General features: G+C 74.1%; 24 protein-coding genes and 1 riboswitch. Of the genes, 13 read left to right on the forward strand and 11 right to left on the reverse strand.

Annotated features, from left to right (window positions below):
- Nucleotides 1-10 precede the first annotated feature (10 nt).
- The 6 genes from IE332_RS17605 to IE332_RS17630 form a co-directional block, all read right to left on the reverse strand.
- A complete protein-coding gene (locus IE332_RS17605; protein ID WP_229928674.1) occupies nucleotides 11-415 on the reverse strand; it encodes a nuclear transport factor 2 family protein in 405 nt (134 codons plus the stop codon).
- A gap of 145 nt (nucleotides 416-560) precedes the next feature.
- Entirely contained in the window at nucleotides 561-4,286 is a 3,726-nt protein-coding gene (locus IE332_RS17610; protein WP_189917154.1) for a SpoIIE family protein phosphatase, read from the reverse strand.
- A 221-nt stretch (nucleotides 4,287-4,507) separates the two neighbouring features.
- Nucleotides 4,508-5,722 carry an alpha/beta hydrolase family protein gene (locus IE332_RS17615; RefSeq protein ID WP_189917156.1) on the reverse strand — a complete coding sequence of 405 codons (1,215 nt, stop codon included), beginning with the start codon at nucleotides 5,720-5,722 and terminating at the stop codon, nucleotides 4,508-4,510.
- Nucleotides 5,723-5,806: 84 nt separating this feature from the next.
- Nucleotides 5,807-6,538: a hypothetical protein gene (locus IE332_RS17620; protein WP_189917158.1), complete on the reverse strand. Its 732-nt coding sequence runs from the start codon at nucleotides 6,536-6,538 to the stop codon at nucleotides 5,807-5,809.
- A gap of 403 nt (nucleotides 6,539-6,941) precedes the next feature.
- Complete coding sequence (locus IE332_RS17625) at nucleotides 6,942-8,066, reverse strand: serine hydrolase domain-containing protein (protein WP_189917160.1); 1,125 nt, start codon at nucleotides 8,064-8,066, stop codon at nucleotides 6,942-6,944.
- Between the two features lie 201 nt (nucleotides 8,067-8,267).
- Complete coding sequence (locus IE332_RS17630; RefSeq protein WP_189917162.1) at nucleotides 8,268-8,681, reverse strand: HIT family protein; 414 nt, start codon at nucleotides 8,679-8,681, stop codon at nucleotides 8,268-8,270.
- A 169-nt stretch (nucleotides 8,682-8,850) separates the two neighbouring features.
- Between IE332_RS17630 and IE332_RS17635 the strand changes: the two genes are divergently transcribed.
- Nucleotides 8,851-9,039 (forward strand): YegP family protein, encoded by a 189-nt coding sequence (locus IE332_RS17635; RefSeq protein ID WP_189917164.1) that lies wholly within the window; start codon nucleotides 8,851-8,853, stop codon nucleotides 9,037-9,039.
- A gap of 121 nt (nucleotides 9,040-9,160) precedes the next feature.
- On the opposite strand, the gene IE332_RS17640 is transcribed toward IE332_RS17635, so the two are convergent.
- The gene (locus tag IE332_RS17640; RefSeq protein WP_189917166.1) at nucleotides 9,161-9,856 is read right to left on the reverse strand and encodes an MSMEG_1061 family FMN-dependent PPOX-type flavoprotein; all 696 of its coding nucleotides are present in this window, start codon (nucleotides 9,854-9,856) and stop codon (nucleotides 9,161-9,163) included.
- A gap of 160 nt (nucleotides 9,857-10,016) precedes the next feature.
- Between IE332_RS17640 and IE332_RS17645 the strand changes: the two genes are divergently transcribed.
- Nucleotides 10,017-10,334 carry an antibiotic biosynthesis monooxygenase family protein gene (locus IE332_RS17645; RefSeq protein ID WP_189917168.1) on the forward strand — a complete coding sequence of 106 codons (318 nt, stop codon included), beginning with the start codon at nucleotides 10,017-10,019 and terminating at the stop codon, nucleotides 10,332-10,334.
- A gap of 87 nt (nucleotides 10,335-10,421) precedes the next feature.
- Here IE332_RS17645 and IE332_RS17650 read toward each other — a convergent pair whose 3' ends face one another.
- Nucleotides 10,422-10,670 carry an SCO4226 family nickel-binding protein gene (locus IE332_RS17650; RefSeq protein ID WP_189917170.1) on the reverse strand — a complete coding sequence of 83 codons (249 nt, stop codon included), beginning with the start codon at nucleotides 10,668-10,670 and terminating at the stop codon, nucleotides 10,422-10,424.
- A 279-nt stretch (nucleotides 10,671-10,949) separates the two neighbouring features.
- Nucleotides 10,950-11,077: riboswitch (FMN riboswitch) on the forward strand.
- 229 nt (nucleotides 11,078-11,306) lie between these two features.
- On the opposite strand from IE332_RS17650, the gene IE332_RS17655 reads away from it, so the two are divergent.
- The 10 genes from IE332_RS17655 to IE332_RS17700 all read left to right on the forward strand — a co-directional run bounded on the left by IE332_RS17655 (nucleotide 11,307) and on the right by IE332_RS17700 (nucleotide 20,203).
- Complete coding sequence (locus IE332_RS17655) at nucleotides 11,307-12,044, forward strand: riboflavin synthase (RefSeq protein WP_189917172.1); 738 nt, start codon at nucleotides 11,307-11,309, stop codon at nucleotides 12,042-12,044.
- Nucleotides 12,041-12,688: a nicotinamide mononucleotide transporter family protein gene (locus IE332_RS17660; RefSeq protein WP_189917174.1), complete on the forward strand. Its 648-nt coding sequence runs from the start codon at nucleotides 12,041-12,043 to the stop codon at nucleotides 12,686-12,688. The genes IE332_RS17655 and IE332_RS17660 overlap by 4 nt, the downstream gene beginning before the upstream one ends.
- Nucleotides 12,685-13,971: a bifunctional 3,4-dihydroxy-2-butanone-4-phosphate synthase/GTP cyclohydrolase II gene (locus tag IE332_RS17665; protein WP_189917176.1), complete on the forward strand. Its 1,287-nt coding sequence runs from the start codon at nucleotides 12,685-12,687 to the stop codon at nucleotides 13,969-13,971. Before IE332_RS17660 ends, IE332_RS17665 begins: the two co-directional genes overlap by 4 nt.
- 39 nt (nucleotides 13,972-14,010) lie before the next feature.
- Nucleotides 14,011-14,484, forward strand: a complete 474-nt coding sequence (ribH, locus tag IE332_RS17670; protein ID WP_189917178.1) for a 6,7-dimethyl-8-ribityllumazine synthase — start codon at nucleotides 14,011-14,013, stop codon at nucleotides 14,482-14,484.
- 101 nt (nucleotides 14,485-14,585) lie between these two features.
- On the forward strand, nucleotides 14,586-14,858 hold the full coding sequence (locus IE332_RS17675) for a phosphoribosyl-ATP diphosphatase (RefSeq protein ID WP_097238956.1): 273 nt from the start codon (nucleotides 14,586-14,588) through the stop codon (nucleotides 14,856-14,858).
- 53 nt (nucleotides 14,859-14,911) lie between these two features.
- Nucleotides 14,912-15,760, forward strand: a complete 849-nt coding sequence (hisG, locus tag IE332_RS17680; RefSeq protein WP_189917180.1) for an ATP phosphoribosyltransferase — start codon at nucleotides 14,912-14,914, stop codon at nucleotides 15,758-15,760.
- 176 nt (nucleotides 15,761-15,936) lie between these two features.
- A complete protein-coding gene (locus IE332_RS17685; RefSeq protein WP_189917182.1) occupies nucleotides 15,937-16,377 on the forward strand; it encodes a PH domain-containing protein in 441 nt (146 codons plus the stop codon).
- A 259-nt stretch (nucleotides 16,378-16,636) separates the two neighbouring features.
- Complete coding sequence (locus IE332_RS17690; protein WP_189917183.1) at nucleotides 16,637-17,980, forward strand: hemolysin family protein; 1,344 nt, start codon at nucleotides 16,637-16,639, stop codon at nucleotides 17,978-17,980.
- Nucleotides 17,977-19,023, forward strand: coding sequence for a hemolysin family protein (locus IE332_RS17695; RefSeq protein ID WP_189917185.1), 1,047 nt, complete (start codon nucleotides 17,977-17,979; stop codon nucleotides 19,021-19,023). The genes IE332_RS17690 and IE332_RS17695 overlap by 4 nt, the downstream gene beginning before the upstream one ends.
- 193 nt (nucleotides 19,024-19,216) lie before the next feature.
- A complete protein-coding gene (locus IE332_RS17700; protein ID WP_189917187.1) occupies nucleotides 19,217-20,203 on the forward strand; it encodes an NAD-dependent epimerase/dehydratase family protein in 987 nt (328 codons plus the stop codon).
- A gap of 66 nt (nucleotides 20,204-20,269) precedes the next feature.
- Here IE332_RS17700 and IE332_RS17705 read toward each other — a convergent pair whose 3' ends face one another.
- Both IE332_RS17705 and IE332_RS17710 read right to left on the reverse strand, forming a co-directional pair.
- Nucleotides 20,270-22,378, reverse strand: a complete 2,109-nt coding sequence (locus IE332_RS17705; RefSeq protein ID WP_189917328.1) for an AAA family ATPase — start codon at nucleotides 22,376-22,378, stop codon at nucleotides 20,270-20,272.
- Between the two features lie 389 nt (nucleotides 22,379-22,767).
- Entirely contained in the window at nucleotides 22,768-23,412 is a 645-nt protein-coding gene (locus IE332_RS17710) for a uridine kinase family protein (protein ID WP_229928675.1), read from the reverse strand.
- Nucleotides 23,413-23,625: 213 nt separating this feature from the next.
- On the opposite strand from IE332_RS17710, the gene IE332_RS17715 reads away from it, so the two are divergent.
- On the forward strand, nucleotides 23,626-24,789 hold the full coding sequence (locus IE332_RS17715) for an acyl-CoA dehydrogenase family protein (RefSeq protein WP_189917189.1): 1,164 nt from the start codon (nucleotides 23,626-23,628) through the stop codon (nucleotides 24,787-24,789).
- A 105-nt stretch (nucleotides 24,790-24,894) separates the two neighbouring features.
- On the opposite strand, the gene IE332_RS17720 is transcribed toward IE332_RS17715, so the two are convergent.
- A complete protein-coding gene (locus IE332_RS17720; RefSeq protein ID WP_189917191.1) occupies nucleotides 24,895-25,386 on the reverse strand; it encodes a hypothetical protein in 492 nt (163 codons plus the stop codon).
- Nucleotides 25,387-25,458 lie beyond the last annotated feature (72 nt).

Consider the following 25,458-nt stretch of genomic DNA (forward strand, 5'->3'; position numbering starts at 1 on the left):
GCCGGCGGGGTCAGGCCAGCAGGGTCCGGGCGACGTGGTCGGTGTCGAGGTACTCGCGGACGGCGGTGATCCGGCCGTCCTCGACGGTGAACACGCCCAGGCAGTGGTTCTCGTACGGTGCGCCGTTGGCGGCGGTGCCGACGGTGGTCCACTCGGCGACGGCCAGCGGGCCGTCGGCGAGGACCCGGGTGAGGGTGATGACGGGCAGGCCGTCGGCGGCGAAGTAGGTGCCGATCCGGCCGAGGAAGTCGCCGAAGATCTCCTCCTTGCCGCGCCAGGTACGGGAGATGGCGAGGTGGCCGGGGTAGTCCCAGGTGGCGTCCTCGGCGAACAGGGCGATCGCGGCGTCGAGTTCGCCCGCCGCGATGAGGGTGACGTAGTCGGTGACGACGGTGCGGGCGTCGGGGTGCTGCACGGTGGCTCCCTCTGGTCGGTCCGGTCGGGGCTGTCCCGCCGTGGCACCAGGTAACCGCCGGGGCGGGCCGGCGGGCCAACAACCGTGGCGGCGGCCCGACAACCGTCCGTTGTCCATGCTGTCGGGGGGCTGGTGCGGGTGGTGTTCAGGTGCCCGGGGAGGTGCCCGGGGGCAGCTCCAGCTCGAACCAGACCACCTTGCCGTCCTCGGTCTGCCGGCTGCCCCAGCGGTGGGCGAGCTCGTTGACCAGGTGGATGCCCCGGCCGCCCTCGTCCTCGCTGCGGGCGCGGCGGATCCGGGGCGCCTCGCTCTCCCGATCGGCGACCTCGACGGTGAGCACCCGGTTGCAGAACAGCCGTAGCTGGGTGGGGGATCCGGCGTGCACCAGGGCGTTGGTGATCAGCTCACTGGTGAGCAGCTCGGCCCAGTCGGCGAGCGCGCCGAGCCCCCAGGCGTCCAGCGTCTCGCGGGTGAAGCGGCGGGAGTGCGCGACCATCGCGCGGTCGCCGGTGAGCGGCAGGGTGGCGATCCGGTCCGTGCCCCGCGGGCGGACCTGCGCCATGATGACGGCGATGTCGTCCTCGCTGGTGCGGCCGGTGAGCCGGGCCAGGACGGCGTCGCAGGTCTGCTCCAGCGTGGGGCGCCGGTCGGCGACGGTGCGGCAGAGCAGCTGGATCCCCTCGTCCAGGTCGCGGCCCCGGCGTTCGACCAGTCCGTCGGTGTAGAGGGTCAGGATGCCCTCCTCGGGGAGGGTGAACTCCGCGCTCTCGAACGGGACTCCGCCGACGCCGAGCGGTGCGCCGGTCGGCAGCTCGATCAGGTGCGCCCGCCCCTGGGTGTCGGCGACCACGGGCGGCAGGTGCCCGGCGCAGGCCGCGGTGCAGCGGCTGTCCACCGGGTCGTACACCACGCAGACGCAGGTGGCGAACTGGCCCTCGCCGACGGCCGTGGTGGCCTCGTCCAGCCGGTGCAGCACCCGCGCCGGGTCCAGGTCCAGGGTGATCAACGTGCGGGCTGCCGTACGGAGTTGGCCCATGGTCGCGGCGGCCCGGATGCCGTGCCCCATGACGTCCCCGACGATCAGGGCGACCCGCCCGGAGGAGAGCGGCACGACGTCGAACCAGTCGCCGCCGACCTCGCTGACCACACTGCTGGGCAGGTAGCGGTAGGCGATCTCCAAACCGAGGGTGCGGTGCACCTCCTGGGGCAGCAGGCTGCGCTGGAGCATCAGCGCGGTGTCCCGTTCGCGGCGGTAGAGCCGGGCGTTGTCGATGGCGAGCGCGGTACGGGCGACCAGCTCCTCGGCGAGTGAGCGGTCGGCCGGGCCGAACGGCAGCGGGTTGCGGGTGCGGACGAACTCCGCGCCGCCCAGCACGTGTCCGCGCGCCATCAGCGGCACCATCAGGTAGGAGTGCACCCCGGCGTCCAGCCCCGGCTGCACCCGGTCGGGGGAGGCGACGATCCGGCGCAGCTCCTCCTCGGTCACCTCGGACACCAGGATCGAGCGCCCGGTGCGCAGGCTCTGCGCGTACAGCTGGGCGGACTGCGAGGTCTCGCCCACCTGGTCGGCGGCGTCCGTCATGCTGCCGTCCGGGGCGACCTCGCCGACCGCCACGGCCCGCATCAGCACCCGCCCCTCGGCGGGGACGGGGCCGGGCTCCTCGCCGCTGAGCACCGCTTCGCGCAGGTCGACGGTGATGAAGTCAGCGAAGCGCGGGATCACCACCTCCACCAACTCCTGGGCGGTGCGGTGCAGATCGAGCGTGGTGCCGATCCGGTTGCTGGCCTCGTTCAGCAGCGACAGCCGCTGCTGGGCGGCCCAGGCCTCGTCCAGGGCCCGCTGCCGGGCGGCGGCCGCGTCCCGCTCCCGGGTGAACAGCAGCGCGTTGTCGATCGAGACGGCGGCCCGCACCGCCAACTCCCCGGCGAGCGCCACGTCGTCGTCCTCGTACGGGCGCTCCACGAGCGTGCGGTAGAAGCCCGCGACGCCGACCGGAGTGCCGCGCGCGATCAGCGGGACGACCATGAAGGAGCGCACGTTCTGCTCCTTGACGGCGGCGGTGCGCACCGGGTCGTCGGCGAACCAGGCCAGGCCCTGCTCGTCCATCCGCGGCACCAGCAGCGGCTTGCGGTTCGCCAGGCACCACGCGTACGGCGAACCGGGCCGGAAGCGGTGCACGTTGCCGAGGCGGGCGATCGGCTGCAGGGTCGAGCCGTGCACCGAGTGGAAGGCCATCCGGCGCAGCAGGGCCGAGCCGTCGGCCGGCGCGCGGGCCTCGCGCTCGCCGCGGACCAGGTCCTCCAGCACCTCGACCACCACCGTGTCGGCCAGCCTGGGCGTCGCGACCTCGGCCAGCTCCTGGGCGGTCTGGGCGAGATCGAGCGTGGTCCCGATCCGGGTGGAGGCCACGTTGACCAGCGCCAGGCGTTCCTGCGCGGCCTTCGCCTCGCGCAGCGCCTGCTGGCGGGCCAGGACGGTCTGGTGCTGGCGCAGGTACAGCCGGGCGTTGTCGATCGCGACGGCGGCCCGCGAGGCCAGTTCGTCGCCGAGCGTGATGTCGGCCTCCGCGAAGGACTCGCGCTCGCCGCGCCGCGAGTACACCACCATGCCGAGCGTGGTGCCGCGCGCCACCAGCGGGGTGATCCGCACCGAGCGCGGCCGGTCGCCGAGGTAGGCCTGCCGGCGGCTCTCGTTGATGCCCTCGCTGAGCATCGGCAGTTCCCAGGACGGCGTGACCACCGTGCGGCCGGTGCTCAGCGCGCGGGCGTACGGGGAGTCGGCGGGCAGCTCGTACACGGCGTCCACGGGCAGCGCGTCGGACGGGTAGAGCGGGTCGGCGGTGACCAGCGCCAGCCGGCGCACCAGCTGCGGGGCGTCCGGGGCGGGCGGTTCGACGGTGCGGCCGGCCACCAGGGCCTCCAGCGCGAACACCCCGCTGATGTCGGCGACCCTGGGCACCATCGCGTCGGCGAGCTCGCGGGCGGTCTGCCGCAGGTCGAGCGTGGTGCCGATCGAGGCGGTCGCGTCGACCAGCAGGGACAGCCGCTCCTGGGCGCGGGCCGCCCGGGCGTCGGCCCGGAACCGCTCGGTGATGTCGATGACGGTCGAACTCACTCCGAGGACCCGGCCGCCCCGGTCCTCCAGCCGGAAGTACGAGGCCGACCAGGCGTGGTCGTGCTGCGGATCGCCCGGGGTGCGGCCGTGCGAGCGGGTGTCCACCACCGGCTCGCCGGTCTCCAGCACCCGGCGCATCACCGCCTCGGCCTCGGCGCCGTTGATCCCGGGCAGCACCTCGGTGAGCCGGTGTCCCAGGTGCCGCCCGGGGGACAGGCCGTTCGCCCGGGCCAGCGCGTCGTTCAGCCGGACGAACCGCAGCTCGGTGTCGAAGACCCCCATGCCGACCGGGGACTGCGTGAAGAACCCGTCCAGGACGGCGAGGTCCGCCTGGATCCGGCGCAGCGTGGTCACCTCGGAGGCCACGGCCAGGACGAGCGGTTCACCGTCCGGCCCGACGATCGGATGGGTGCGGAACTCCAGGTTCACCAGGTGCCCGTCGCGGTGGCGCACCGGGAACACACCGGTCCAGGCCCGGCCGCCGAGGATCTGCCGGAACAGCTGCAGCACCTCGGGACGCTCGTCGTCGGTGGTCAGCAGCTTGGCCGCCTTCGCCCCGACCGCGTCCTCCACACGGTGACCGAGCAGTGCCTCCGCGTCGCCGCTCCAGTGCAGGATCCGCCCGTCGGCCGCGATCAGCGCCGTCGCGATCGGCACCATCAGCAGGGCGTCCTGCTGCGGTTCCCCTGCGCGCCGCGCGTTGTGGTTCACCATGGCCAGAGAACCGTCCCAGAACCGTCCGGTGATCGTTCCCACCAGCCCTGCCATCTTCGCACGCGGCCCCGGGAGACCGCTCACCGTGGCAGCGGGCGAGGTCCGCTCAGCGCGGTAGCGGGCGCTCCAGGCAGAACTCCGTCCACCGGCCCGGCTCGGCCTTCAACGACTGGACCTCGTACCGCCCGGCGGCCGGCTCCAGCACCGGTCCGCGCCGAGGAGGCCGTCGGCGGGCAGCCGACGGCCTCGCCGGTGGAGCGGGGTCAGGAGTGGAAGCGCACCTCCGGGTCGGCGGCGGTCGGGCCGTCGAACAGCGGCTGCTCGACGCCCTTCAGCTGCAGGTCGAAGAAGGCGCCGACGTACCGGCGGGTGAGCTCGACGGCGCGCCCGCTCGCGATGGTGACGCCGGGCCCCCGGGGCAGGCCCAGTCCGTCGATCAGCACCGGGAAGTCGGTGAAGCTGTGGTGGTCGGTGCCGTCGACGGTCAGCCAGCGCTTCCAGCCGTCGAGGTTGGGCCAGCTCTTGACCCAGCTGCTGTCCTCGTCGTCGCCGCCGAGCGGGTGGCCCATCATCAGGAAGGGCTTGCCGCCGATCCCGGAGGCGGGCACCAGGACGTCCATGGTGCCGTCCAGGTCCACGCCGGCCCGGATCCGGTCGTCGGAGAGCAGGGCGGGCACGGCGGCCGCGCCCCCGGCGGAGTGCCCGGCCATGCCGATCCGGTTGCGGTCGATCATGCGGGCGGCGTAGCGCCAGGCGGGGTGCGGGCGGCTGGTCAGCCGGTCGATGACGAAGGACACGTCCTTCGCGCGGCTCTCGTCCACCTTCGACCAGTCCTTCGGCTGGCCGCACATCACGCAGGGCACCGTCCGGCCGTCCGGGAAGGTCGTGCCGGTGTTCTCGTAGGTGTGGTCGACCAGCGCGACGACGTAGCCGCGGCTGGTCAGGTCCTCGGCGAGACCGGTGATCGCGGTCCGCGGGTCGACGAAGCCGGGGGACAGCACCACCAGCGGGTAGTGGCCGCCCTGCGGGCGCGCGCCGGTCTCCGACCAGGTCCGGACGCCGGTGAGCGTCTCGGTCGGGACGGTGTTGCCCGGCAGCCTGAAGTCCAGCAGCCCGCGGGCCGCCCCGGCGGTCATGTACGGGGCCGGGGTGCCCGTCCCGGCGCGGGCGGGGTAGTACATCGAGACCATCAGCTGGCGCGGACCGGCGGAGGGCACCCACGGGTCCGGACGGTCCTCGTCCACCAGGTGCAGGACCTCCTGGCCGACCGCGTACGGCCCGGTCGGGCGCGGGAGTTCGATGCGGACGGCGGCCGGGTCGCTCGTCGGGGCGCTGCCGGGTGCGGCGGGACCCGCGGTGCTGGCGACGGGGGAGGGGGCGGTGCCGGGGGCGGCCAGGGCCGGAACCGCGGCGGCGACGGACAGGGGCAGCGCGAGCAGCAGGGCCGCCGCGCCGGCAGTGACGCGAAGTCGTCTCATGTCGGCGACGGTAGGCCGCGCGCCAGGGAGTTGACGTCCACTCAGCGACGGACCGGACCCCTCCGGGAAGAGCCGTTCGCGCCCCTAGGGGCCGGTCCTCCGGCGGCCGGCCCGCGGGCTCCCGCCGGTCGCCCGGAGCTCCTCCAGGAAGTCCGCCGCCGCGCGGGCGTTGGGCACCGGGAAGGTGAGCGGCAGGCCGGCCGAGTGCGTCCGGATCTCCAGCTCCCCGAGGCCCGACGTCCGGGTCGACTCCACTTCGGCCCACCGGTAGGACTCCGTCGCGGCGAGCGGGTGCGGCGGGCGGTGCACCAGCCCGCCGGGCGTCACCGTCAGCCGGCCCCGGGCGAACCGGACGCTGCCCTCGGTGCGCAGCGTCTCGTGCAGGGCTGCCCGGAGCCCGGGGGAGAGGCGCTCCTCCAGCTCCCGGAACAGCCCGCCCAGCCCGCGCAGCCGCGCCAGCACCACCGGCTCGTCCACGCCGGCCAGCCATATTCGCCCCTGCTCGTGCTCCCCGCAGCGGCCGCCGGGGGAGTACTCCGTGGCCTCCACCGAGCCCCAGGGGAGCGGGCGCTCGGAGCCGTCCGCACCCACCAGCACCAGCCCGGCCTCGTGGACGCGTACGGACCGCGGCCCGGAGGCCGGTCGCAGCCGGCCGAACCCGCTCGCCGCGACCACTGCGAGGGCCCCCACCACGGGCGCGGGCCACCACCCGCCGAGCGCCAGACAGGCCGCCAGGGCGACGACGACCGCGCAGGCGCCCACCCAGACCCGGACGAGCCGGGGCACCGGCCGGAACCGCCGGTACACGTGCACCACCGGCCCGAGTCGATCGGCCGGATCGACCGGATCGACCGGACCAGCCGGGCCGGTGAGGCCGGCCGGACCGCTCGGACGGACCGCGCGCACCGGTGTCGGCGACCACACCACCGCCACGTCGGCCCCCCTTTCACTCGGCGGACCCCCATCGGGACCGCAGCTGCCGGATCCCAGCATCGACCGTCCGTCGCACCCGGCAACAGTGCCAATCGGCACCTTTTGGCCTGAAACGACCCGACCATCATCGCTCCCCGCCCGCTGCTCCCCGCGACCGGGGGTGCCGATGAGCAGGGGAAACGGCCTCCGGCCCGCCCAGGCCCGCGCCCGGGCCCGGGCCCGCCCAGGCCCGCCCAGGCCAGCCGCAGCCCGCCCAGGCCCGCCCCGGCTGCCCCTCGCCCCCGCCTCACCCAGCCGTCGCGAAGTCCCTCTGCAGCCTGCGCAGCAGCGCCGTGCCCGCCGGATCGGCCGACCGCCGGGTGTTGGCCAGCACCAGCGCCCCCACCTGCTTCTCCGGGTCGAAGGCCGCGAAGGACCGGAACCCGCCCGTGCCGCCGTTGTGCCAGATCTGCAGGTGGCCGCCCTGCTGGGTGTGCAGCCGGTGCCCGAGCCAGCCCAGGTGCATCCAGGCGAACGGGTTGACCCGGTGCCTGGTCTCCCGGGTGAGCGTGATCGCGGGCGACAGCGGCGCGTCCGGCTCCCGCTCGGCGGCCAGCTGGGCCCGCAGGAGTATCGCCAGGTCGGCGGCGGTCGACCGGAGCCCGCCCATGCCCGGCAACGCCGCCAAGTCCCAGTACGGCACCGGCCGCCCGCCCGCCGTGTGTCCGTGTGCCAGTCGCCCGGTCCGGTCGGAGCCGCTTCGGTCCGCGTCGGTCCGGCCCGCACCTGACCGCTCCGCGCCGGACCCCTCCGCACCGGTCCGCACGTGGGTGTCCGCCAGCCCCAGCGGCTCGCAGACCTCGCGCGCCACCAGTTCCTCGTACCCGGTGCCGGCCCGGTGCGCGAGGGCCAGGCCGAGCAGCCCGGCGCCGAGGTTGGAGTAGCGGAAGCTCCGCCCGGGGGTGGCCCGCAGCCTCGTCCGGGCGAGCCCGCCCAGCACGTACTCGGCGCTGCAACGGGCGTACGGATCGGGGTCGTTGGGCTTGACCAGTGCCTTCAGCAGCATGCCCCGGGGCAGCCGGGGGAGTCCCGAGGTGTGGGTGGCCAGGTGCCGCAGGGTGATCGGTTGCCTGCCCCGGCCCGGGACGACGGCCGGGCCGTCGGGGCCGTCGGCGAGCACCTCGGCGAGCGGCTCGTCCAGCCGGACCGTGTCGTCGAGCACCAGCCGTGCGAGCACGAGCGCGGTGAACACCTTGGTGACGGAACCGATTTCGAACACCGTGTCCGGCCCGGGCACGCCGCCGCCCGGGCCCGTCCGCCCGACGCCCCGGATCTCCGTCTCACCGCCGGCCAGCCCGGCGACCACCGCGCCGACGTGCTGGCCCTCCAGCCGGTCGGCCGTCTGCTGCACGACGCGCGCGAGTTCGTTCATGGCAGTGAGCCTAGGCGGGCCGACCTGCATGATCCCTCCGCCCCGAAAACGATTTCGGCCGCTCCTGATGCTCCTCCAGATGTACGCCCGGCTGCGCCCGGCACGGTACAACCCGGCACGGTACAACCCGGCGCGCCGCCACCCGGTCAGCAGCAGCCGGTCCGACGGTCCCCCGCCCGGCCACGCGGCAGGACGCCGAGCTCACTCCCCCAGCGCCGCCCGCAGCCTGGCCGCGACCTCCGCGGCCCCCGCCTCGTCCGGGTACTTCCCCCGCGGCCAGAAGAACCCGCGCAGCCCGTCCTTCGGATTGCGCGGCACCACGTGGACGTGCAGGTGCGGCACCGACTGGCTGATCCGGTTGTTCGCCGCCACGAAGCTGCCCGCCGCGCCCAGGCCCCGCTCGACGGCGGCGGCCACCCGCTGCACCCGCAGGAAGAACGGCCCGACCTCCTCGGCGGGCAGGTCCGCCAGCGTCCGGTGATGGGCGCGGGGCACGACCAGGACGTGTCCGGGGAACAGCGGGCGGCGGTCCAGGAAGGCCACCGCCGTCCCGTCGTCCAGCACCAGGTGCGCGGGCTCCTCGCCCGCCACCACCGCACAGAAGACGCAGTCCATCCGTCCATTCAAGCCATCGGCGGCCGCCCCGGCACCCCGGCAAACCCCCGCCGCCCCGGCGTCACCCGACCGGCCGCCGACCGGGTGCGGCCGCCCGGCCGCCGGGCGCACGGTGCTGCAGGGGGCCGATCAGCGGGCGCGCCGAGCGCCGCACGAGGAGGTGGCCCGGATGTCGGGCAAGTTCGAGGTCTATCAGGACGCCGGCGGCAAGTACCGGTTCCGGCTCAAGGCGGGCAACGGCGAGATCGTCGCCACCGGCCAGGGCTACGTCAGCAAGGAAGCCGCCCACAAGGGCGTCGACGCCGTCCAGCGGGCCGCCGACGGCGCGGCCGTGGTGGACGTCCCCAAGGCCGCCTGAGCGTACGGGCCCCGGCGGGCGGACACGCCGGTCCGGCCCGCCGGGACCCCGTATGCCCGGCCCGGCCCGGCCCGACCGTCCCCGCCCGCCGGGGCCCGTACGCCCGGCCCGGCCCGCCGCCTCACTCGTACCGGTACAGCAGCGACTCCCGCTCGGTCTGCTCGATCATCTCGATGGTCAGCGACTCGTCCCGCAGGTGCGAGAGCGTGACCTCCGCCGACGTCGGCTGCGCGTCCTTGGCGAGCCAGTTCTCCGGCTTCCAGGCCGAGGCTCGCAGCAGGGACTTCGGGCAGTGCGCGTACACCTCCTCCACCGCGACCACGATCGCACTGCGCGGCGGCTTGCCGACGGCGGTCAGCTGCCGCAGCAGCTCGGGGTCGGTGGAGACGCAGGCCCGTCCGTTGACCCGCAGCGTGGTCTCCCGGCCCGGGACGACGAAGAGCAGCCCGACCCGGCCGTTCTCCAGGATGTTGTGCAGGGTGTCCAGGCGCTTGTTGCCGGTGGCGTCCGGGATGGCCAGGGTGTGCTCGTCGAGCACCGAGACCAGCCCGGCCGGCCCGCCGCGCGGGGAGACGTCGCAGCGCCCGGCGGCGTCGGAGCTGGCCACGAAGACCAGCGGCGAGCAGGCGATCAGGCGCTGGGCGACCTCGTGCAGGTGGTCGACCTGCTTGCGGCGCGCGTGATCGCCGGGCTGCTCGTAGATCTCGCGCAGCTGGGCCGGGTCGCGGAGGGCGTCCGCGCGGAGGGCCTCGAACAGACTGGTCGGCCGGTCCGGTCCGGCGCTTGACGGAGCGGCAGTTTCCGGTGTGGTGGTCATACCGGAAATCTAGCCGAGGCCCTCCGGCACCCCGCCGGCCCGGCCGCCCGCGACCCCCGGGAGAAGCCCGGCCGTACCCCTCGCCACCAGCGGTTTTCCGCTGATAATGGGGCCAGGGACTAATGGGGCCGGGGACCCCAGCCAGCCGGAGGTGGTGGTCGTGATCGTCAGAATCTGGGCCGGGCAGGTGCCGGCCGGTCGCATCGAGGAGTTCTGCGCCCACCTGGCCGCCCAGGTGCTCCCGCAGCTGGGGCGGACGGACGGCTGCCTCGGCGGCGAGCTGCTGCGTCCGGTGTCGGAGGAGAACGGGAACCGGGTGCTGGTGGTGAGCCGCTGGCGCGACGAGGACGCGCTGCGCGGGTACGCCGGGCCGATGTGGCGGATCCGGCCGGTCTGGTCGGAGGGCGAGCTCCGCTACCTCGCCCACCCCCCGGAGGTCACCCACTTCCTCCAGGTCACCGCACCCGCCGCACTCTGAACACTCCGCGGGAGCGCTCGCCGAGAGCGCTCCCCGCTCGCACTCCGTAACGCGCCCGTCCCTCTCCTCGCACCGGCGACGGCGCCCTCACACCGACAGCGGCACCGGGTGGATCTCGTCCGCCGGGTGCCCGGTACGGGTGTGGACCCGCTGCACGGCCTCCTTGGTCGGAGCCTCGGAGAGGCAGTACACGGTGCCCGAGTCCGGGTCCGCCCACGCCTGCTCGAAGTGGACGCCCTCCTCGCCCTCGACCTTCAGGTCGGCCGCGTGGGCCGCCTTGAGCTGCTCGGCCGTGATCCCGGCCATCCCGTGGTGGACGTCCATGAACTTCGCCATCGCCCTCGCCTCCGTAGCTTCGGTGCGTCACCGGCAGGGCCCCACCTACCAGCGTCGCCCCCACCACGCCTGTCCGCCACCAGACCGCCCCGGCTGTCGGGCAGCCCCCCGCCGGACCCCCGCCGGACCCCCCGCCACCGACCACCACACCGGATCCCGACAGCAGCACGTAGCACCCCGCCGCACATTCCCCGCAAGGCCGTGAAACAGGCCACAGCGAAACCCACTCCCTGCCCTTGCGTCGACCGTGGCAGAATGACCGCAACAGCAGTGACGTTCAGCGCACTCCGGGGTCGGTGAAAATCCGAACCGGCGGTTACAGTCCGCGACCCGTCCGCAGCCAGCGGCCGGTTGACCAGGTGAAATTCCTGGACCGACGGTTAAAGTCCGGATGGGAGGCGTGCGCGGGCGGACGAAGAGCAGTTCCCGTGGTCCATCGGATGTCCCGAACATCCGGGTCGGCCGCGGTCAGGTGAACGACGGGAGACGGGTGTCTCCCGGGCCGGGTGAGCGATCTCCCGGCGGCTTGGGCGCTCCCGGCGACGGGTGCCGCCGTGAGCCCGTGCACCGGTGCCCGTCCGCGTCATCTCCCCCTGCCGCCCCGGAGTCCGCGCCCCAAGCGCGAGGAGAACCCGGGTGTTCACCGGCATCATCGAAGAGCTCGGCGAGGTCGTGTCGATCGAGGAGATCGGCGACTCCTCGCGGATCCGCCTGCGTGGCCCGGTGGTCTGTTCGGACGCGGGGCACGGCGACTCCATCGCGGTCAACGGCGTCTGCCTGACCGTCGTCGACAGCCCGGAGGAACTGGCCGCGGGCACCGGCGAGTTCAGCGCCGACGTGATGGCCGAGACGCTGCACCGCTCCAGCCTCGGCGAGTTGAAGCCCGGCTCCCGGGTCAATCTGGAGCGCGCCATGGCGCTCGGCGCCCGGCTCGGCGGTCACCTCGTCCAGGGCCACGTCGACGCCACCGGGCGGCTGGTGAGCCGCGAGCCCGGCGAGCGCGACGCGAACGGCGAACTGCGCTGGGAGGTCCTGCGGTTCTCGCTGCCGGACACCATCTCCCGCTACCTGGTGGAGAAGGGCTCGATCACGGTCGACGGCGTCAGCCTCACCGTGGTGGAGGCCGCCCGTGACAGCTTCACCGTCAGCCTCATCCCGGCCACCCTCGCGCTGACCACGCTGGGCGCCAAGACCGTCGGCGAGAGCGTCAACCTGGAGGTGGACGTGCTCGCCAAGTACGTGGAGCGGCTGCTCGAGTCGCGCACCCTGCCGAGCCTGCCCGGCCTCTCCACCCTTTCCATCCCGTCCGACCCGTCCACCTCGTCCGACCTGTCCGACCTGCCGACCGACGGAACCCCGGGGGAGTCCGAATGAGCTGGCTCAGTGGAGAAGCGTTCACCGTCTTCGGTGAACACGTGAAGTGGGCCGACATGTTCGGCAACCTGCTCGGTTTCGGCGGCCTCGCGCTCGGCTGGCGCCGCTCGGTCTGGAGCTGGCCGGTCCAGCTGCTGTCCGGCGTGGTGCTGATCACCGCCTACCTCGGCGGCCACGTCCCCGGCCTGATCGGCAAGCAGCTGATCGTGATCGCCACCGCCGCCTGGGGCTGGGCCCAGTGGCGGCGCGGCCGCCGCGACACCGGCACGATCGCCGTCCGGTTCGCCACCTGGCCCGAGCGGGCCGCCCTGGCGGCGGGTACGGCGGTCGGCACCGTCGCGCTGGCGATGCTCTTCCAGTCCTACCCCAGCCTGTCCTGGAGTCCCTGGTCGGACGCCTACATCTTCGTCGGCACGCTGGCGGCGATGGTCGCCCAGGCCCGTGGCTGGCTGGAGTTCTGGTTCGCCTGGATCGCGGTCGACGTCGTCGGCGTCCCGCTCGCCTTCAACAGCGGCTACTCCTTCTCCGGCCTCACCTACTCCATCTACTTCGTCCTGGTGCTGCTCGGCCTGCGCTCCTGGTGGCTGAGCACCCGTGAACCGCGCACCGAGTCCGCCACCGTCCCGCAGGGAGCCACGGCATGACCGAGAACCAGTCCGACAAGGGCACCACCGAGGTCGAGCTCGTCCTCGACCCGGTCGAGCGGGCGATCGCCGACATCGCCCTCGGCCGCGCGGTGATCGTGGTCGACGACGAGGACCGGGAGAACGAGGGCGACATCGTCTTCGCCGCCTCCGCCGCCACCCCCGAGCTGATGGCCTTCACCATCCGCTACAGCTCCGGCGTGATCTGCGCCCCGATGACCGGCGAGGAGCTGGACCGCCTCAAGCTCCCGCCGATGACCCAGGTCAACGAGGACCGCAAGGGCACCGCTTACACCGTCTCGGTGGACGCCCGCGAGGGGGTCGACACCGGGATCTCCGCCGCCGACCGCGCCCGCACCGTCCGGCTGCTCTCCTCGGCCGGCACCGAGCCCGGCGACCTCACCCGCCCGGGGCACGTCTTCCCGCTGCGCGCGGTCGAGGGCGGGGTGCTGGTCCGCCCCGGCCACACCGAGGCCGCCGTCGACCTGGCCCGGCTGGCCGGGCTGCCGCCGGCCGGCGCGATCGCCGAGGTGGTCAACGACGACGGCTCCATGGCCCGGCTGCCCGAGCTGGTCGTCTTCGCCCGCGAGCACGGCCTCGCGATCATCTCCATCGAGGACCTGATCGCCTACCGTCGCCGCACCGAGCTACACGTCGACCGGGCCGCCGTCACCTCCCTGCCCACGGCGTACGGGGAGTTCACCGCCGTCGGCTACCGGGGCACCATCGACGGCACCGAGCACATCGCCCTGGTGGCCTCCGGCGGCCCGGACGGCGGCCTGGACGGTTCCGGACGGCTGCCGGACGGCGAGGACGTCCTGGTGCGGGTCCACTCCGAGTGCCTGACCGGCGACGTCTTCGGTTCGCTGCGCTGCGACTGCGGCCCGCAGCTGGAGGCCTCGTTGCAGCGGATCGCCGAGGCGGGCCGGGGCGTGGTGCTCTACCTGCGCGGGCACGAGGGGCGGGGGATCGGCCTGGCCCACAAGCTGCGCGCGTACGAGCTGCAGGAGCAGGGGCGCGACACCGTCGACGCCAACCTGGACCTCGGCCTGCCCGCCGACGCCCGCGACTACAGCATCGCCGCGCAGATGCTGGTGGACCTCGGCGTCCGCTCGCTCACCCTGCTCACCAACAACCCGCAGAAGCTGACCGCGCTCACCGAGCACGGCCTCAAGGTCAAGGGGCGCGAGGCGGTCGAGATCGCGCCCGGCGAGCACAACCTGAGCTACCTGCGGACCAAGCGCGACCGGATGGGCCACGACCTGCCCGGCCTCGGCTCCTGAACACGCCCACCACTCGTACGACGAACAGGAAGTAAGAACATGAGCGGCCACGGAGCCCCCGAGCTGACCATCGACGGCGCCGCCGACCTCAAGGTCGCCGTCATCGCCGCCCAGTGGCACGACCAGGTGATGAACGGCCTCCTGGACGGCGCCCACCGCGCGCTCAAGGAGCTGGGCATCGCCGAGCCGACCGTGCTGCGCGTCCCGGGCACCTTCGAACTGCCGGTCGCCGCCAAGCGGCTGGCCGAGCGCGGCTACGACGCCGTGGTCGCCCTCGGCGTGGTGATCCGCGGCGGCACCCCGCACTTCGACTACGTCTGCCAGGCGGCCACCGTCGGCCTGACCCAGGTCAGCGTCGACACCGGCGTCCCGGTCGGCTTCGGCGTGCTGACCTGCGACAACGAGGAGCAGGCGCTCGACCGCGCCGGGCTGCCCGGCTCCGCCGAGGACAAGGGCCACGAGGCCGTCACCGCCGCCGTCGCCACCGCCGCGGTGCTGCGCGCCGCGCACTGACGAGGGCCCGTACGGTCCCGGACCGCGGACGTCCACCGGACTGTCCACGGTCCGGGACCGTTTACCGTCCGTCCGTCCGCACGCCGTAAGGTGGCCCCATCATGGCTTCGAAGACATTCGAGGAGCTCTTCGCCGAGCTCCAGCAGAAGGCCGCCACCGGCGACCCCTCGTCCTCCCGTACCGCGCAGCTCGTCCAGCAGGGCGTCCATGCGATCGGCAAGAAGGTCGTCGAGGAGGCCGCCGAGGTCTGGATGGCCGCCGAGTTCCAGTCGGACGAGCAGACAGCGGAGGAGATCTCGCAGCTCCTTTACCACCTTCAGGTGATGATGATCGCCCGTGGGCTGACGCTCGACGACGTCTACAAGTACCTCTGAACCCTCAAGCTCCGCCGAGCAGTCCCCTTCAACAGGTAAGGAAGCAACCTCCCATGCTGCGCATCGCCGTCCCCAACAAGGGTTCGCTCTCGGGTCCCGCGGCGGAGATGCTCCATGAGGCCGGCTACCGCCAGCGGAAGGATCCCAAGGAGCTCGTCCTCGTCGATCCGAACAACGAGGTCGAGTTCTTCTTCCTCCGCCCGCGCGACATCGCCGTCTACGTCGGCTCCGGCCGCCTGGACGTCGGCATCACCGGCCGCGACCTGCTGCTGGACTCGCACTCCAACGCCGAGGAGGTGCTCGCCCTCGGCTTCGCCGGGTCGACCTTCCGCTTCGCGCGCCCCGAGGGCGTGGCGGTCGAGGACGTCAAGGGCCTGGAGGGCCTGCGGATCGCGACCTCGTACACCGGCCTGGTGGAGCAGCACCTGGCCGACCACGGGGTGAAGGCGACGGTCACCAAGCTGGACGGCGCGGTCGAGACCGCGGTGCAGCTGGGCGTCGCCGACGTGATCGCCGACGTGGTGGAGACCGGCACCAGCCTGCGCAACGCGGGCCTGGAGGTGTTCGGCGAGCCGATCCTGATCTCGGACGCCGTGGTGATCCGCCCCAAGGGCGCCGGCGACGACCCGCAGGTGGAGCAGTTCCTGCGCCGCCTCCAGGGCGTGCTGGTGGCCCGCCGCTACGTGCTGATGGACTACGACATCCGCGCGGAGAACGTCGGCGCGGCCGTGGGCCTGACCCCGGGCCTGGAGTCGCCGACCGTCTCGCCGCTGCACACCGAGGGCTGGGTCGCGGTCCGCGCGATGGTGCTCCGCAAGGAGGCGCAGCGGATCATGGACGACCTGTGGGGCATCGGCGCCCGGGCCATCCTGGTCACCAACATCCACGCCTGCCGCCTCTGAATCCCACTCGCCCGTGCGCGAGCGACCCGCGCGCCTGTGGGCGCGTGACCCGCTCGTCCGTGGGCGAGTGACCTGCCCGCCCGCCCGCGGGTAAAGAACGGTTCAATGGGGCGGGGACGCCGGCCGGCGTCCCCGCCCCGTCGTGCTGCCGCCACCAGATCCACCCGGAGACCCCCGTGTCCACGCCGTCCGTCGAGTTCCCCGTCACCTGGGCGCCGCGCCGCACCCGCGTCGTGCTGCTGCCGGTCTGCGCCCTGCTGGTGGTGCTGTTCGCGGTGCTGGCCGTGCTGCTCCCGGAGAACTGGCAGCTCAACGACCGGATCATGATGACGGCCAGCGGCGTGCTGTTCGCCGCCGTCGGCCTGATGCTGGCCCGTCCCCGGGTGAGCGCGGACGCGGACGGCGTGACGGTGGTCAACTTCGTCCGCAGCCGCCGGCTGGCCTGGGCCGAGATCGTCCGGGTCAACTTCCGGCAGGGCGACCCGTGGGCCACCCTCGACCTCGCCGACGGCACCTCGCTCGCCGCGGTCGGCATCCAGTCGGGCGTCGGCAAGGCGCAGGCGATCGCGGCCGCCCGGACGCTGCGCGACCTCGTGGAGCACCACGCCGGGGCCTGACGCCGACGTCCACGGACGTGGCGCCCCCGGCGCCGCCCCCGGCCTGCGGTTCGTGGGCCCGGCGGGTCCGAACACCCTTCCTACGCCTGTCCGGGTATGGTCTACGCTGGTAAAAGCAGGGCAAAGTCCGCCCTGCCCCGAAGCGCCTCGAGAGCGCCAGACCGTACCGACCTGAGGAGTGACACTCCCCCTCGATGGACGATCCGTCCGGTAGTACCTGCGCCGCCCCACTTCCGGCCTCCGGAAGGCAGGCGGCACTGTGATCACCGCCTGGCTGCTGTTGTTCGCGGCCGTTCTCCTGATCCTCGCCAACGGCCTGTTCGTGGCCGCCGAGTTCGCCTTCGTGACCGTCGAGCGCGGGGCGGTGGAACGTTCCGCCGCGACCGGCGACGCCCAGTCCGCCCGCGTCTCCCGGGCCCTGCGGCACCTCTCCTTCGAGCTCTCCGGGGCCCAGCTCGGCATCACCGTCACCTCGCTGGTGGTCGGCATGCTCGCCGAGCCGGCCCTGTCGACCCTGCTCTCACCCGTCATGTCCGGCCTGGGCGTGCCCGACTCGGCCGCCCGCGGCGTCGCCGTGGTCGTCGGCATGGTGCTGGCCACCGTCGTCCAGATGGTGATCGGCGAGCTGGTCCCGAAGAACTGGGCGATCTCCCGCCCGCTCCAGGTGGCCCGCGCGGTCGCCGCCCCGCACATGGCCTTCTCCTTCGTCTGCCGCCCGCTGATCAGCTTCCTCAACGGCGCCGCCGACCGTACGGTCCGGGCCTTCGGGGTCGAGCCGCAGGAGGAGCTGGGCCACGCCCGCACCCCGGCCGAGCTGGTCTCGCTGGCCCGGCACTCGGCCAAGGCCGGCGCGATAGACGAGGAGTCGGCGCGGCTGTTCGTCCGCACCCTGGGCCTGGGCGAGCTGACCGCCGAGTCGGTGATGACCCCGCGCGTCGACGTGGCCGCGCTCCAGCGCGACGCCACCGCCTCCGACGTCGTCAACCTGACGCGGGCCACCGGCCTGTCCCGCTTCCCGGTCTACTCCGACAGCCTGGACGAGGTCACCGGCATCGTGACGCTCAAGGACGCGCTCGCCGTCCCGGCCGCCCGCCGCGGCCTGGTGCGGGTCGCGGGCCTGTCCTCGCCGCCGCTGCTGGTGCCCGAGACGCTGCCCGCCGAGGTGCTGCTCGACCGGCTGCGCCGGCTCCAGCCGATGGCCATCGTGGTCGACGAGTACGGCGGCACCGCCGGCGTGGTCACCGTCGAGGACATCGTCGAGGAGATCGTCGGCGAGGTGCAGGACGAGCACGACCCCGACGACCACCCCGACCTGTCCCCGCTGCCGGCCGTCGACGGCCTGCCGGTCTGGGAGGCCGACGGCCGCGCCCGGATCGACCAGCTGGAGAGCATCGGCCTGAACGCCCCGGACGGCCCGTACGAGACGCTGGCCGGCCTGGTCGCCGACCTGCTCGGCAAGCTGCCCGAGGTGGGTGAGCAGGCCGGGCTGCCCGGCTGGCGGTTCACCGTGACCGCGGTCGACCGCCACCGCACCAGCCGGGTCCGGGTGGAGCGCACCAGCGCGCCCGGATCCTTCGGCGAGGACGGGGAGGGCGTCCGATGACCGCGCTCCAACTCGCCGTCGCGCTCTTGCTGCTGCTCGGCAACGCCTTCTTCGTCGGCGCCGAGTTCGCCGTCGTCTCGGTGCGCCGCAGCCAGATCGAGCCGCTCGCGGAGGCCGGGCACAAGCGTGCCCGCACCGTGCTGCACGCGCTGTCCAACGTCTCCGCGATGCTGGCCGCCGCCCAGCTCGGCATCACCGTCTGCTCGCTGGGCCTCGGTGCGCTCGCCGAGCCGACCATCGCCTCGCTGCTGGAGGACCCGTTCCACGCGATCGGTGTCCCGTCCGGCCTGATGCACCCGCTCTCGTACGGGATCTCGCTCGCCGTCGTGGTGTTCCTGCACATGGTGATGGGCGAGATGGTGCCGAAGAACATGGCCATGGCCGGCCCGGAGAAGGCCGCGCTCTGGCTCGGCCCGCCGCTGGACCGGCTGGCCCGCTGGCTCGCCCCGGTGATCCGGGTGCTGAACGCCCTCGCCAACGGCATCCTGCGGCTGTTCCGGGTGGACGCCAAGGACGAGGTCGAGTCGGTCTTCACCACCGAGCAGCTGATGTACCTGCTGGTGGACTCCCGGGACGCCGGTCTGCTCGACGAGGACCGCCAGGAGCGCCTGGAGGACGCCCTGGAGCTGGGCCGCCGCCCGGTCACCGAGGTGCTGCTCCAGCCGGAGCAGCTGGTCACCGTGGACACCAAGGCGACCGCCGCCGAGGTGGAGGCGCTCGCGCTGCGCACCGGCTTCTCGCGCTTCCCGGTCACCGACGGGGACCCGGCCGGCCACGGCTACCTCGGCTACGTGCACCTCAAGGACGTCCTCGACGTGGACGACCCCGCGGCGCCGATCCCGGCCCGGCTGTGGCGGCCGATCACGGCGCTGCGCGGCGGCCTCCCGCTGGACGACGCCCTCGGCGCGATGCGCCGCGCGGCCTGCCACCTGGCCGCGGTGCTGGACCAGGACGGGCGCACGCTCGGCGTGGTGATGCTGGAGGACGTCCTGGAGGAGCTGGTCGGCGAGATGCACGACCCGGACCACCGCGCCACCGCCTGACGCGCCCGCCTGGTCGGCCGGAGACCCGCACACCGGAGACCCGCACACCGGAGACCCGCACACCGGAGACCCGCGCACCGGAGCCCCGCCGACCGGAGTTCCCGCGTTCGCCCGGGGCGTGTCCGCTCACCGCGATTCTGCCCACAGCATGCAGCCGTTCCGTGCCGGCCACTCTCGGAGGAGGGTGGTCGGCATGAGACTTCTGCTGCTGGGTGGAACCAAGTTCGTCGGACGGGTCGTCGCCGAGGAGGCGCTGGCCCGGGGCTGGGAGGTGACGGCCCTCAACCGGGGCACACAGCCCGCCCCCGAGGGCGTCCGGGTGCTGACCGGCGACCGCACGGCCGAGGGCGGGCTCGCCGCGCTCGGTTCGGGGGAGTGGGACGCGGTGGTGGACACCTGGTCCTGGGCGCCGGCGGCGGTGCGCGACAGCGCCCGGGCGCTGAAGGGCCGGGTCGGCCACTACGCGTACGTCTCCAGCCGGTCGGTGTACGACTACCCGCTGGCGGCCGGCGGGGGCGAGGCGGCGCCGGTGGTGGCCTCCTCGCCGGACCTCACCGGTGAGGTGCCCTACGCCGAGGCCAAGCGCGGTGCCGAACTGGCCCTGGAGGCGGAGTACGGCGGGCAGGCCCTGCTGGCCCGCGCCGGGCTGATCCTCGGCCCGTACGAGGACATCGGCCGGCTGCCCTGGTGGCTGAACCGGATCGCCCGGGGCGGCCCGGTGCTCGCCCCCGGCCCGCGCGACCTGGCGCTGCAGTACATCGACGTCCGCGACCTCGCGGTCTGGACCCTGGACGCGGTGGTGGCCCGCCTCGGCGGCCCGTACAACGTGGTCAGCCCGTCCGGGCACGCCACCATGGGGGAGCTGCTGGAGGCCTGCGTGCGGGCCACCGGCTCGGACGCCGAACTGTGCTGGACCGACCCCGAGCGGATCCTGGCGGCCGGCGTCGAGCCGTGGACGGAGCTGCCGATCTGGCTGGCTCCCGGTGAGCTGTACGACTACCTGCACACCGGCACGGTCGAGCGGGCGGTCGGCGCCGGGCTGCGCTGCCGGCCGGTCGCGGAGACGGTCGAGTCCACCTGGGCCTGGCTGCGGGGGATCGGCGGCACCGCGCCGCAGCGCGCGGACCGGGTCACGGTCGGGCTCGACCCCGAGCGGGAGGCCGCGCTGCTCAGGGGGTGAGCCCGGCGCCCGCCGGGACCGGCGGGCGCGGATCAGCCGCGGCCGTCCATGCCGTGCGGCCGTCCCTCAGCCGCGGCCGTCGATCAGCTCCCCGTACGCCTGGACGAGGTCCGGCAGGCGCAGTGTGGCCAGGTCCTCCCGGCCGGGCGGTTCGCGCAGCAGCGACAGCCGCAGGTCCCGGTAGGCGCAGGACTTCTCGTACAGGGTGCGGATGAACCGGCCGTTGCCCAGCTCGTCGATCCAGCCCTCGCGGACGACGTGGGCGCAGATGCTGGCCAGCTCCTCGGCGGCGTCCTCGTCCCAGCCGTCGCCGTCCCGGCCGGCCAGCGCGGCGCCGATCGCGGTCAGCTCGCCGGGGCGGTAGCTGGGGAAGTCGACCCGGGTGGTGAAGCGGGAGTTGAGGCCGGGGTTGGTGGCGAGCAGCCGGTTCATGCCCTCGGGGTAGCCGGCCAGGATCACCACCAGCCGGTCCCGGTTGTCCTCGGCGCGCTTGAGCAGCACCTGGAGCGCCTCGTCGCCGTAGGCGTCGCCCTTGGTGTAGCCGGAGTTGGAGAGGCTGTACGCCTCGTCGATGAACAGCACGCCGTCCAGGGCGGAGTCGATCAGCTCGTTCGCCTTGACGGCGGTCTGGCCGAGGAACTCGCCGACCAGGTCGGCGCGCTGGGCCTCCACCAGGTGGTCGCCGGAGAGCAGGCCGAGCGCGTGGAAGACCCGGCCGAGGATGCGGGCCACGGTGGTCTTGCCGGTGCCGGAGGGGCCGGAGAAGACGAAGTGGCGCTTGGGCGGCTGGACCGGCAGGCCCTGCTCGGCCCGCAGCCGCGACATTCTCAACTGGGCTGACAGTGCCCGCACTTGTCGCTTGACGGGCTCCATGCCGACCATCAGCGAGAGCTCGGCCAGGGCGGCGTCCAGCTCGCGCTCGTGACCGCCCGCCCGGGGTGCGGGCGCCGCGGCGGTCCGGGGCTGCGCCTGGCCGCGGACGGGCAGCGGCGGCGCGGTGGGGGCCATCGGGGTGCCGCTGCCGGAGCGCTCCCCGGCGGCCTGTGGTGCGCCGTCCGGTGACGTCCCGTCGGGCAGGACCTCCTCCGCGCTGGAGCCCGCCGCCGGAACGCCGCCCGGCAGCCCGTCGGGCAGGGAGCCGTCCGGCACGGGCCCGTCCACCAGGCTGGCGTCCACCGAGGGCCCGCCGCCCACTCCGCCGCCCGGCAGCCCACCGCCCACACCGCCGCCCGGCAGCCCGGCGCCCGACAGCCCGGCGCCCTGCAGCCCGAGGTCCTGGGTGCCGTCGGTCAGCGGTCCGTCGCCGGAGACGGTCGCACCGCTCTGACCGGCGCCGTCCCCGAACTCCTCGCCGTACCCCGGACCGCCGGGGTAGCCGACCTCGTCCACGAAACCGGCCGCGCCGCCGTCGGCCCCGCCCGGGCGCCCGTCCGCCGGCAGGCCGTCGGCCAGCAGGCCGTCCGCGAGCCCGTCCTCGGCCGAGATGGCCGTCAGCCGGGTCGCGGTGTCCATGAACGCCGGGTCCGCCCGGTGCACCGCCCGGTAGAGCGGCAGCGCCGCCGCGCTGCGCCCGGCGCCCTCGTACGCCCGCGCCAGCCAGTACCGCAGCTCCTTGCGCTGCGGCTGCTCGGAGCGGCAGCGGGCCAGCGAGGAGGCCAGTGGCGCCTGCGCCTGCGCGCACATGTCGAGCCGCACCCGCGCCATGCCGGCGAACAGCCCGGCCTCGATGCCGAGCAGCGGGTCGTCCAGCAGCCGGTCGGTGTCCCGGATCAGCTGCTCCCAGTCCTTGAGCAGGTAGGAGCGGCAGGCGTACAGGAAGCGGGCGGACGGGTCCTCGCTGGGCGCCGGGCACTGCTCCAGCGCCCGGTCCAGCTCGGCCAGGTGGCGGCCGTCCAGCCAGTGCGAGGCGTGCGCCAGCGCGAGGTCGCGGGCGTCCTCCAGGACGGGCTGCACCCACCAGCCCAGCCAGTACCAGGAACTGAGCGGCCGTCGGTGCAGCCGGCGCTGTTCGCCGAACCGCTTCTGGTGGCGGTACATCGCCAGCAGCGCGGCCGAGGTGTCGCTGCGCAGCGCGTGCAGGCCGAGCCAGGCGTCGGCCATGCCAGGGTCCAGCCGGACGGCGGCCCGGAACTCCTCCTCGGCCCGGGCGTACGCGCCGGCCGTGTAGGCGTCCATGGCGCGCAGCCAGGCCCGGTCGGCGAGTCGGTCCGGGCCGCCCGCCGTGCTGTCGGAACTGTCCACCGTCGTCACTCACGCCCCCCGCGGTGTGGCCCGGGGCTCGGCCGGTGAGTCGCTCCGCGCAGCTTGGCCGGTGGTCGTCGAGCCCCCTGCGGCGCATATGCGCCTGCCTGGAATCGTACCGGCGCCGGGCTGATCCGGAAGGGTGCCGCACAGGGTCAAATGCGATCGCGGGAGCGGCTGTTGAGCGGCCGGGCGACGAAGCGGGCGGCGGGGGAGCGAGATTCGGAAGGGGACCGGACGACGCCCCCGGCTCACGGGGGAACAAGCCGGGGGCGCCGGGTCCGAGGCGGCCGGAAGCTTTCGTTCCGGCGGCTGGGGAGAACCTAATTCCTGGTGATGTCGCAGGTCAAGGAGCTTGTTGAAGATTCACCGACAGTGCCCGGCAGGATCCGTCCGGTCACCCCGTCGACCCGCGTCGCGGCGTGCGGGCGGCTCGGGTCGACGGCGAAATGCGCCGATTCGGCCCGGGCCCAGCCCGCCCAGAACTCGGCCAGATCCGGACCGTCCCGCTCCTCCCCGCGCCGCCGGGCCGCCGCCGCGTCCAGCTCCATCCAGATCACCCGGGCCAGCCACGGCCGCACCTCCCGCCGCCCCGCGCCGACCCCCTCGACCAGCACCACCGGGGCGGCCGGCACCGCGGCCGTGCCCGCGAAGCGGCGCAGCGTCCAGTCGTACACCCGGTACCCGGCGTCCCGGCCGGCCGCCAGCGGCTCCAGCACCTGCGCGCGCAGCCGCCCGGTCCAGCCGAAGAGCTCCTGGTGGGTGGCCAGGTCGTCGAGGTGGACCACCGGCGCCCCGTCGAGCGCCGCCGCCAGCCGCCCCGCGAAGGTCGTCTTGCCGGAGCCCGCGTGCCCGTCCACCGCGACCAGCCGCACCGGCCCGCAGGACGGCGGCAGCGCGCGCAGCTCCGCCGCGAGGGCGCCCAGGGCGTCGTCGACGGGTGTGGGGAAAAGTCCTGATGCAGCCACATTGTCAACCCTACGGTGCCGTAGCCCACCACTGCGGCCAGTTCATCTCCGCAGGTCGTGACGGCGGCACCGGATTCGGGCATACTCGCTTCGCCACACATGTGAACGGCCGTTCACCGCGACCCGGTGCCGGTCGGGCCGATCTGCCACACCCCGCTCCGGACCGAGCCACACCCTCGGTCCGGCGCCCTGATCGAGGAGGCGACCGCCGCCATGACCCCCTCCCCTGTGAAAGCCGTGGAGCGACAGCTGCCCAGCGAGGAGGCCCGCGAGCTGCTGAGCCTCACCCGGGACCTGGTCCAGCGCGAGCTGCAGCCGCGCGCGGCGGAGGACGAGGCCGCCGGCCGCTTCCCGCGGGAGGTCTTCCGCACCCTCGGCGAGGCCGGCCTGCTCTCCCTCCCGTACGGCGAGGAGCACGGCGGCGGCGAGCAGCCCTACGAGGTCTACCTGCAGGTGCTGGAGGAGCTCGCGGCCGGCTGGCTGGCCATCGGCCTCGGCGTCAGCGTGCACACCCTCTCCTGCCACGCGCTGGCCACCTTCGGCACCGACGAGCAGCGCGCCAAGTGGCTGCCCGGCATGCTCTCCGGCGACCAGCTCGGCGCCTACTGCCTCTCCGAGCCGCAGTCCGGCTCGGACGCGGCCGCGCTGCGCACCCGCGCCGACCTCGACGGCGAGGCGTACGTGGTGAACGGCACCAAGGCGTGGATCACCCACGGCGGACAGGCCGACTTCTACAGCGCCCTGGTGCGCACCGGCGGCGAGGGCGCCAAGGGCATCAGCTGCCTGCTGGTCCCCGGCACCCAGCAGGGCCTCTCGGCGGCCCCGCCGGAGCACAAGATGGGCATGCGCTCCTCGCCGACCGCCCAGCTGCACTTCGACGGCGCCCGGGTCCCCCGCGAGCGGCTGGTCGGCGAGGAGGGCCAGGGCTTCCAGATCGCGCTCGCCGCGCTGGACTCCGGCCGGCTCGGCATCGCCGCCTGCGCGATCGGTGTCGCCCAGGCCGCGCTCGACCTCGCGGTCGACTACGCGCGCACCCGGCGCCAGTTCGGCCGCCCGATCGCCGACTTCCAGGGCCTGTCCTTCATGCTCGCCGACATGGCCACCCAGATCGAGGCCGGCCGCGCGCTGTACCTGTCCGCCGCGCGCCTGAAGGACGCGGGCCGCCCGTTCTCGAAGGAGGCGGCGATGGCCAAGCTGTTCTGCACCGACACGGCGATGCGGGTGACCACCGACGCCGTCCAGGTGCTCGGCGGCTACGGCTACACCCAGGACTTCCCGGCCGAGCGCTTCATGCGCGAGGCCAAGGTGTTGCAGATCGTCGAGGGGACCAACCAGATCCAGCGCCTGGTGATCGGCCGCCACCTCACCAAGGGCTGACCCCCCGGGGGGCTCGCGTACGGCCTCCGGCCGTCACTCCAGGGTGCGGAGTGACGGCCGGAGGCGTTCCTGGCGGAGCGTCGGCCCGGGGCCCCGGGCGGGAGGTCAGCGCCGGACGAGCCGGCGGCGCTGCTCCGGGATCGACCGCAGCGCGGCGACGGTCGGGACGGGCACGGCGGGCACCGTCGCGTCGACCACGGCCATCCGCACCGGGCGGTCCGCCACCGCGTGCGAGAACGGCTGGGTGCGCCAGTCCAGCCCGTTCGGGAGCTTGAACAGCGTGTCGAACGCGGTGGGCTCGGCGTCCTCCGGCGTCTCCACCTCCGCGAGGTCGTCCGTGGGCGTGCCCGAACCGGGGCAGATCGCGGGGGTGAAGGGGTTCCAGGCGGTCGGCAGCAGGGCGTGCTGGGGGAGCCGCTCCTCGTCCGCCACCAGCGCGATCGGGCGGCGGCAGTCGGGGCAGTTGACCCGGAAGACGTCCCAGTTCTCGGCCTCGCCGGGGTCGGTGCCCGGCGCGTGGTCGACCGCGAGGTCGTCGCGGCCGGACACATCGTCGATCTCGTCGGCGCCCAGCGCGCGCTGGTCAGTAGCAGGCATGAGGATCCCCCTAGGATCGGGCCCGGCATGGTCGTCCAGGGCCACAACCAGCACTTCCCTGTGATCCGGGCT

It is taken from the genome of Kitasatospora xanthocidica (assembly GCF_014656195.1).
GTDB lineage: Bacteria > Actinomycetota > Actinomycetes > Streptomycetales > Streptomycetaceae > Kitasatospora > Kitasatospora xanthocidica.

Bases quoted from the DNA above. Each gene is read 5' to 3' on its own strand.
- IE332_RS17695 (WP_189917185.1), top strand. From the start codon at position 17,977: ATGACCGCGCTCCAACTCGCCGTCGCGCTCTTGCTGCTGCTCGGCAAC.
- IE332_RS17660 (WP_189917174.1), top strand. From the start codon at position 12,041: ATGAGCTGGCTCAGTGGAGAAGCGTTCACCGTCTTCGGTGAACACGTG.
- IE332_RS17635 (WP_189917164.1), top strand. From the start codon at position 8,851: ATGTCGGGCAAGTTCGAGGTCTATCAGGACGCCGGCGGCAAGTACCGG.
- IE332_RS17715 (WP_189917189.1), top strand. From the start codon at position 23,626: ATGACCCCCTCCCCTGTGAAAGCCGTGGAGCGACAGCTGCCCAGCGAG.
- IE332_RS17675 (WP_097238956.1), top strand. From the start codon at position 14,586: ATGGCTTCGAAGACATTCGAGGAGCTCTTCGCCGAGCTCCAGCAGAAG.
- IE332_RS17705 (WP_189917328.1), bottom strand. From the start codon at position 22,378: ATGGACGCCTACACGGCCGGCGCGTACGCCCGGGCCGAGGAGGAGTTC.
- IE332_RS17720 (WP_189917191.1), bottom strand. From the start codon at position 25,386: ATGCCTGCTACTGACCAGCGCGCGCTGGGCGCCGACGAGATCGACGAT.
- hisG (WP_189917180.1), top strand. From the start codon at position 14,912: ATGCTGCGCATCGCCGTCCCCAACAAGGGTTCGCTCTCGGGTCCCGCG.
- IE332_RS17665 (WP_189917176.1), top strand. From the start codon at position 12,685: ATGACCGAGAACCAGTCCGACAAGGGCACCACCGAGGTCGAGCTCGTC.
- IE332_RS17640 (WP_189917166.1), bottom strand. From the start codon at position 9,856: ATGACCACCACACCGGAAACTGCCGCTCCGTCAAGCGCCGGACCGGAC.
- IE332_RS17625 (WP_189917160.1), bottom strand. From the start codon at position 8,066: ATGAACGAACTCGCGCGCGTCGTGCAGCAGACGGCCGACCGGCTGGAG.
- IE332_RS17700 (WP_189917187.1), top strand. From the start codon at position 19,217: ATGAGACTTCTGCTGCTGGGTGGAACCAAGTTCGTCGGACGGGTCGTC.
- IE332_RS17650 (WP_189917170.1), bottom strand. From the start codon at position 10,670: ATGGCGAAGTTCATGGACGTCCACCACGGGATGGCCGGGATCACGGCC.
- IE332_RS17615 (WP_189917156.1), bottom strand. From the start codon at position 5,722: ATGAGACGACTTCGCGTCACTGCCGGCGCGGCGGCCCTGCTGCTCGCG.
- IE332_RS17630 (WP_189917162.1), bottom strand. From the start codon at position 8,681: ATGGACTGCGTCTTCTGTGCGGTGGTGGCGGGCGAGGAGCCCGCGCAC.
- ribH (WP_189917178.1), top strand. From the start codon at position 14,011: ATGAGCGGCCACGGAGCCCCCGAGCTGACCATCGACGGCGCCGCCGAC.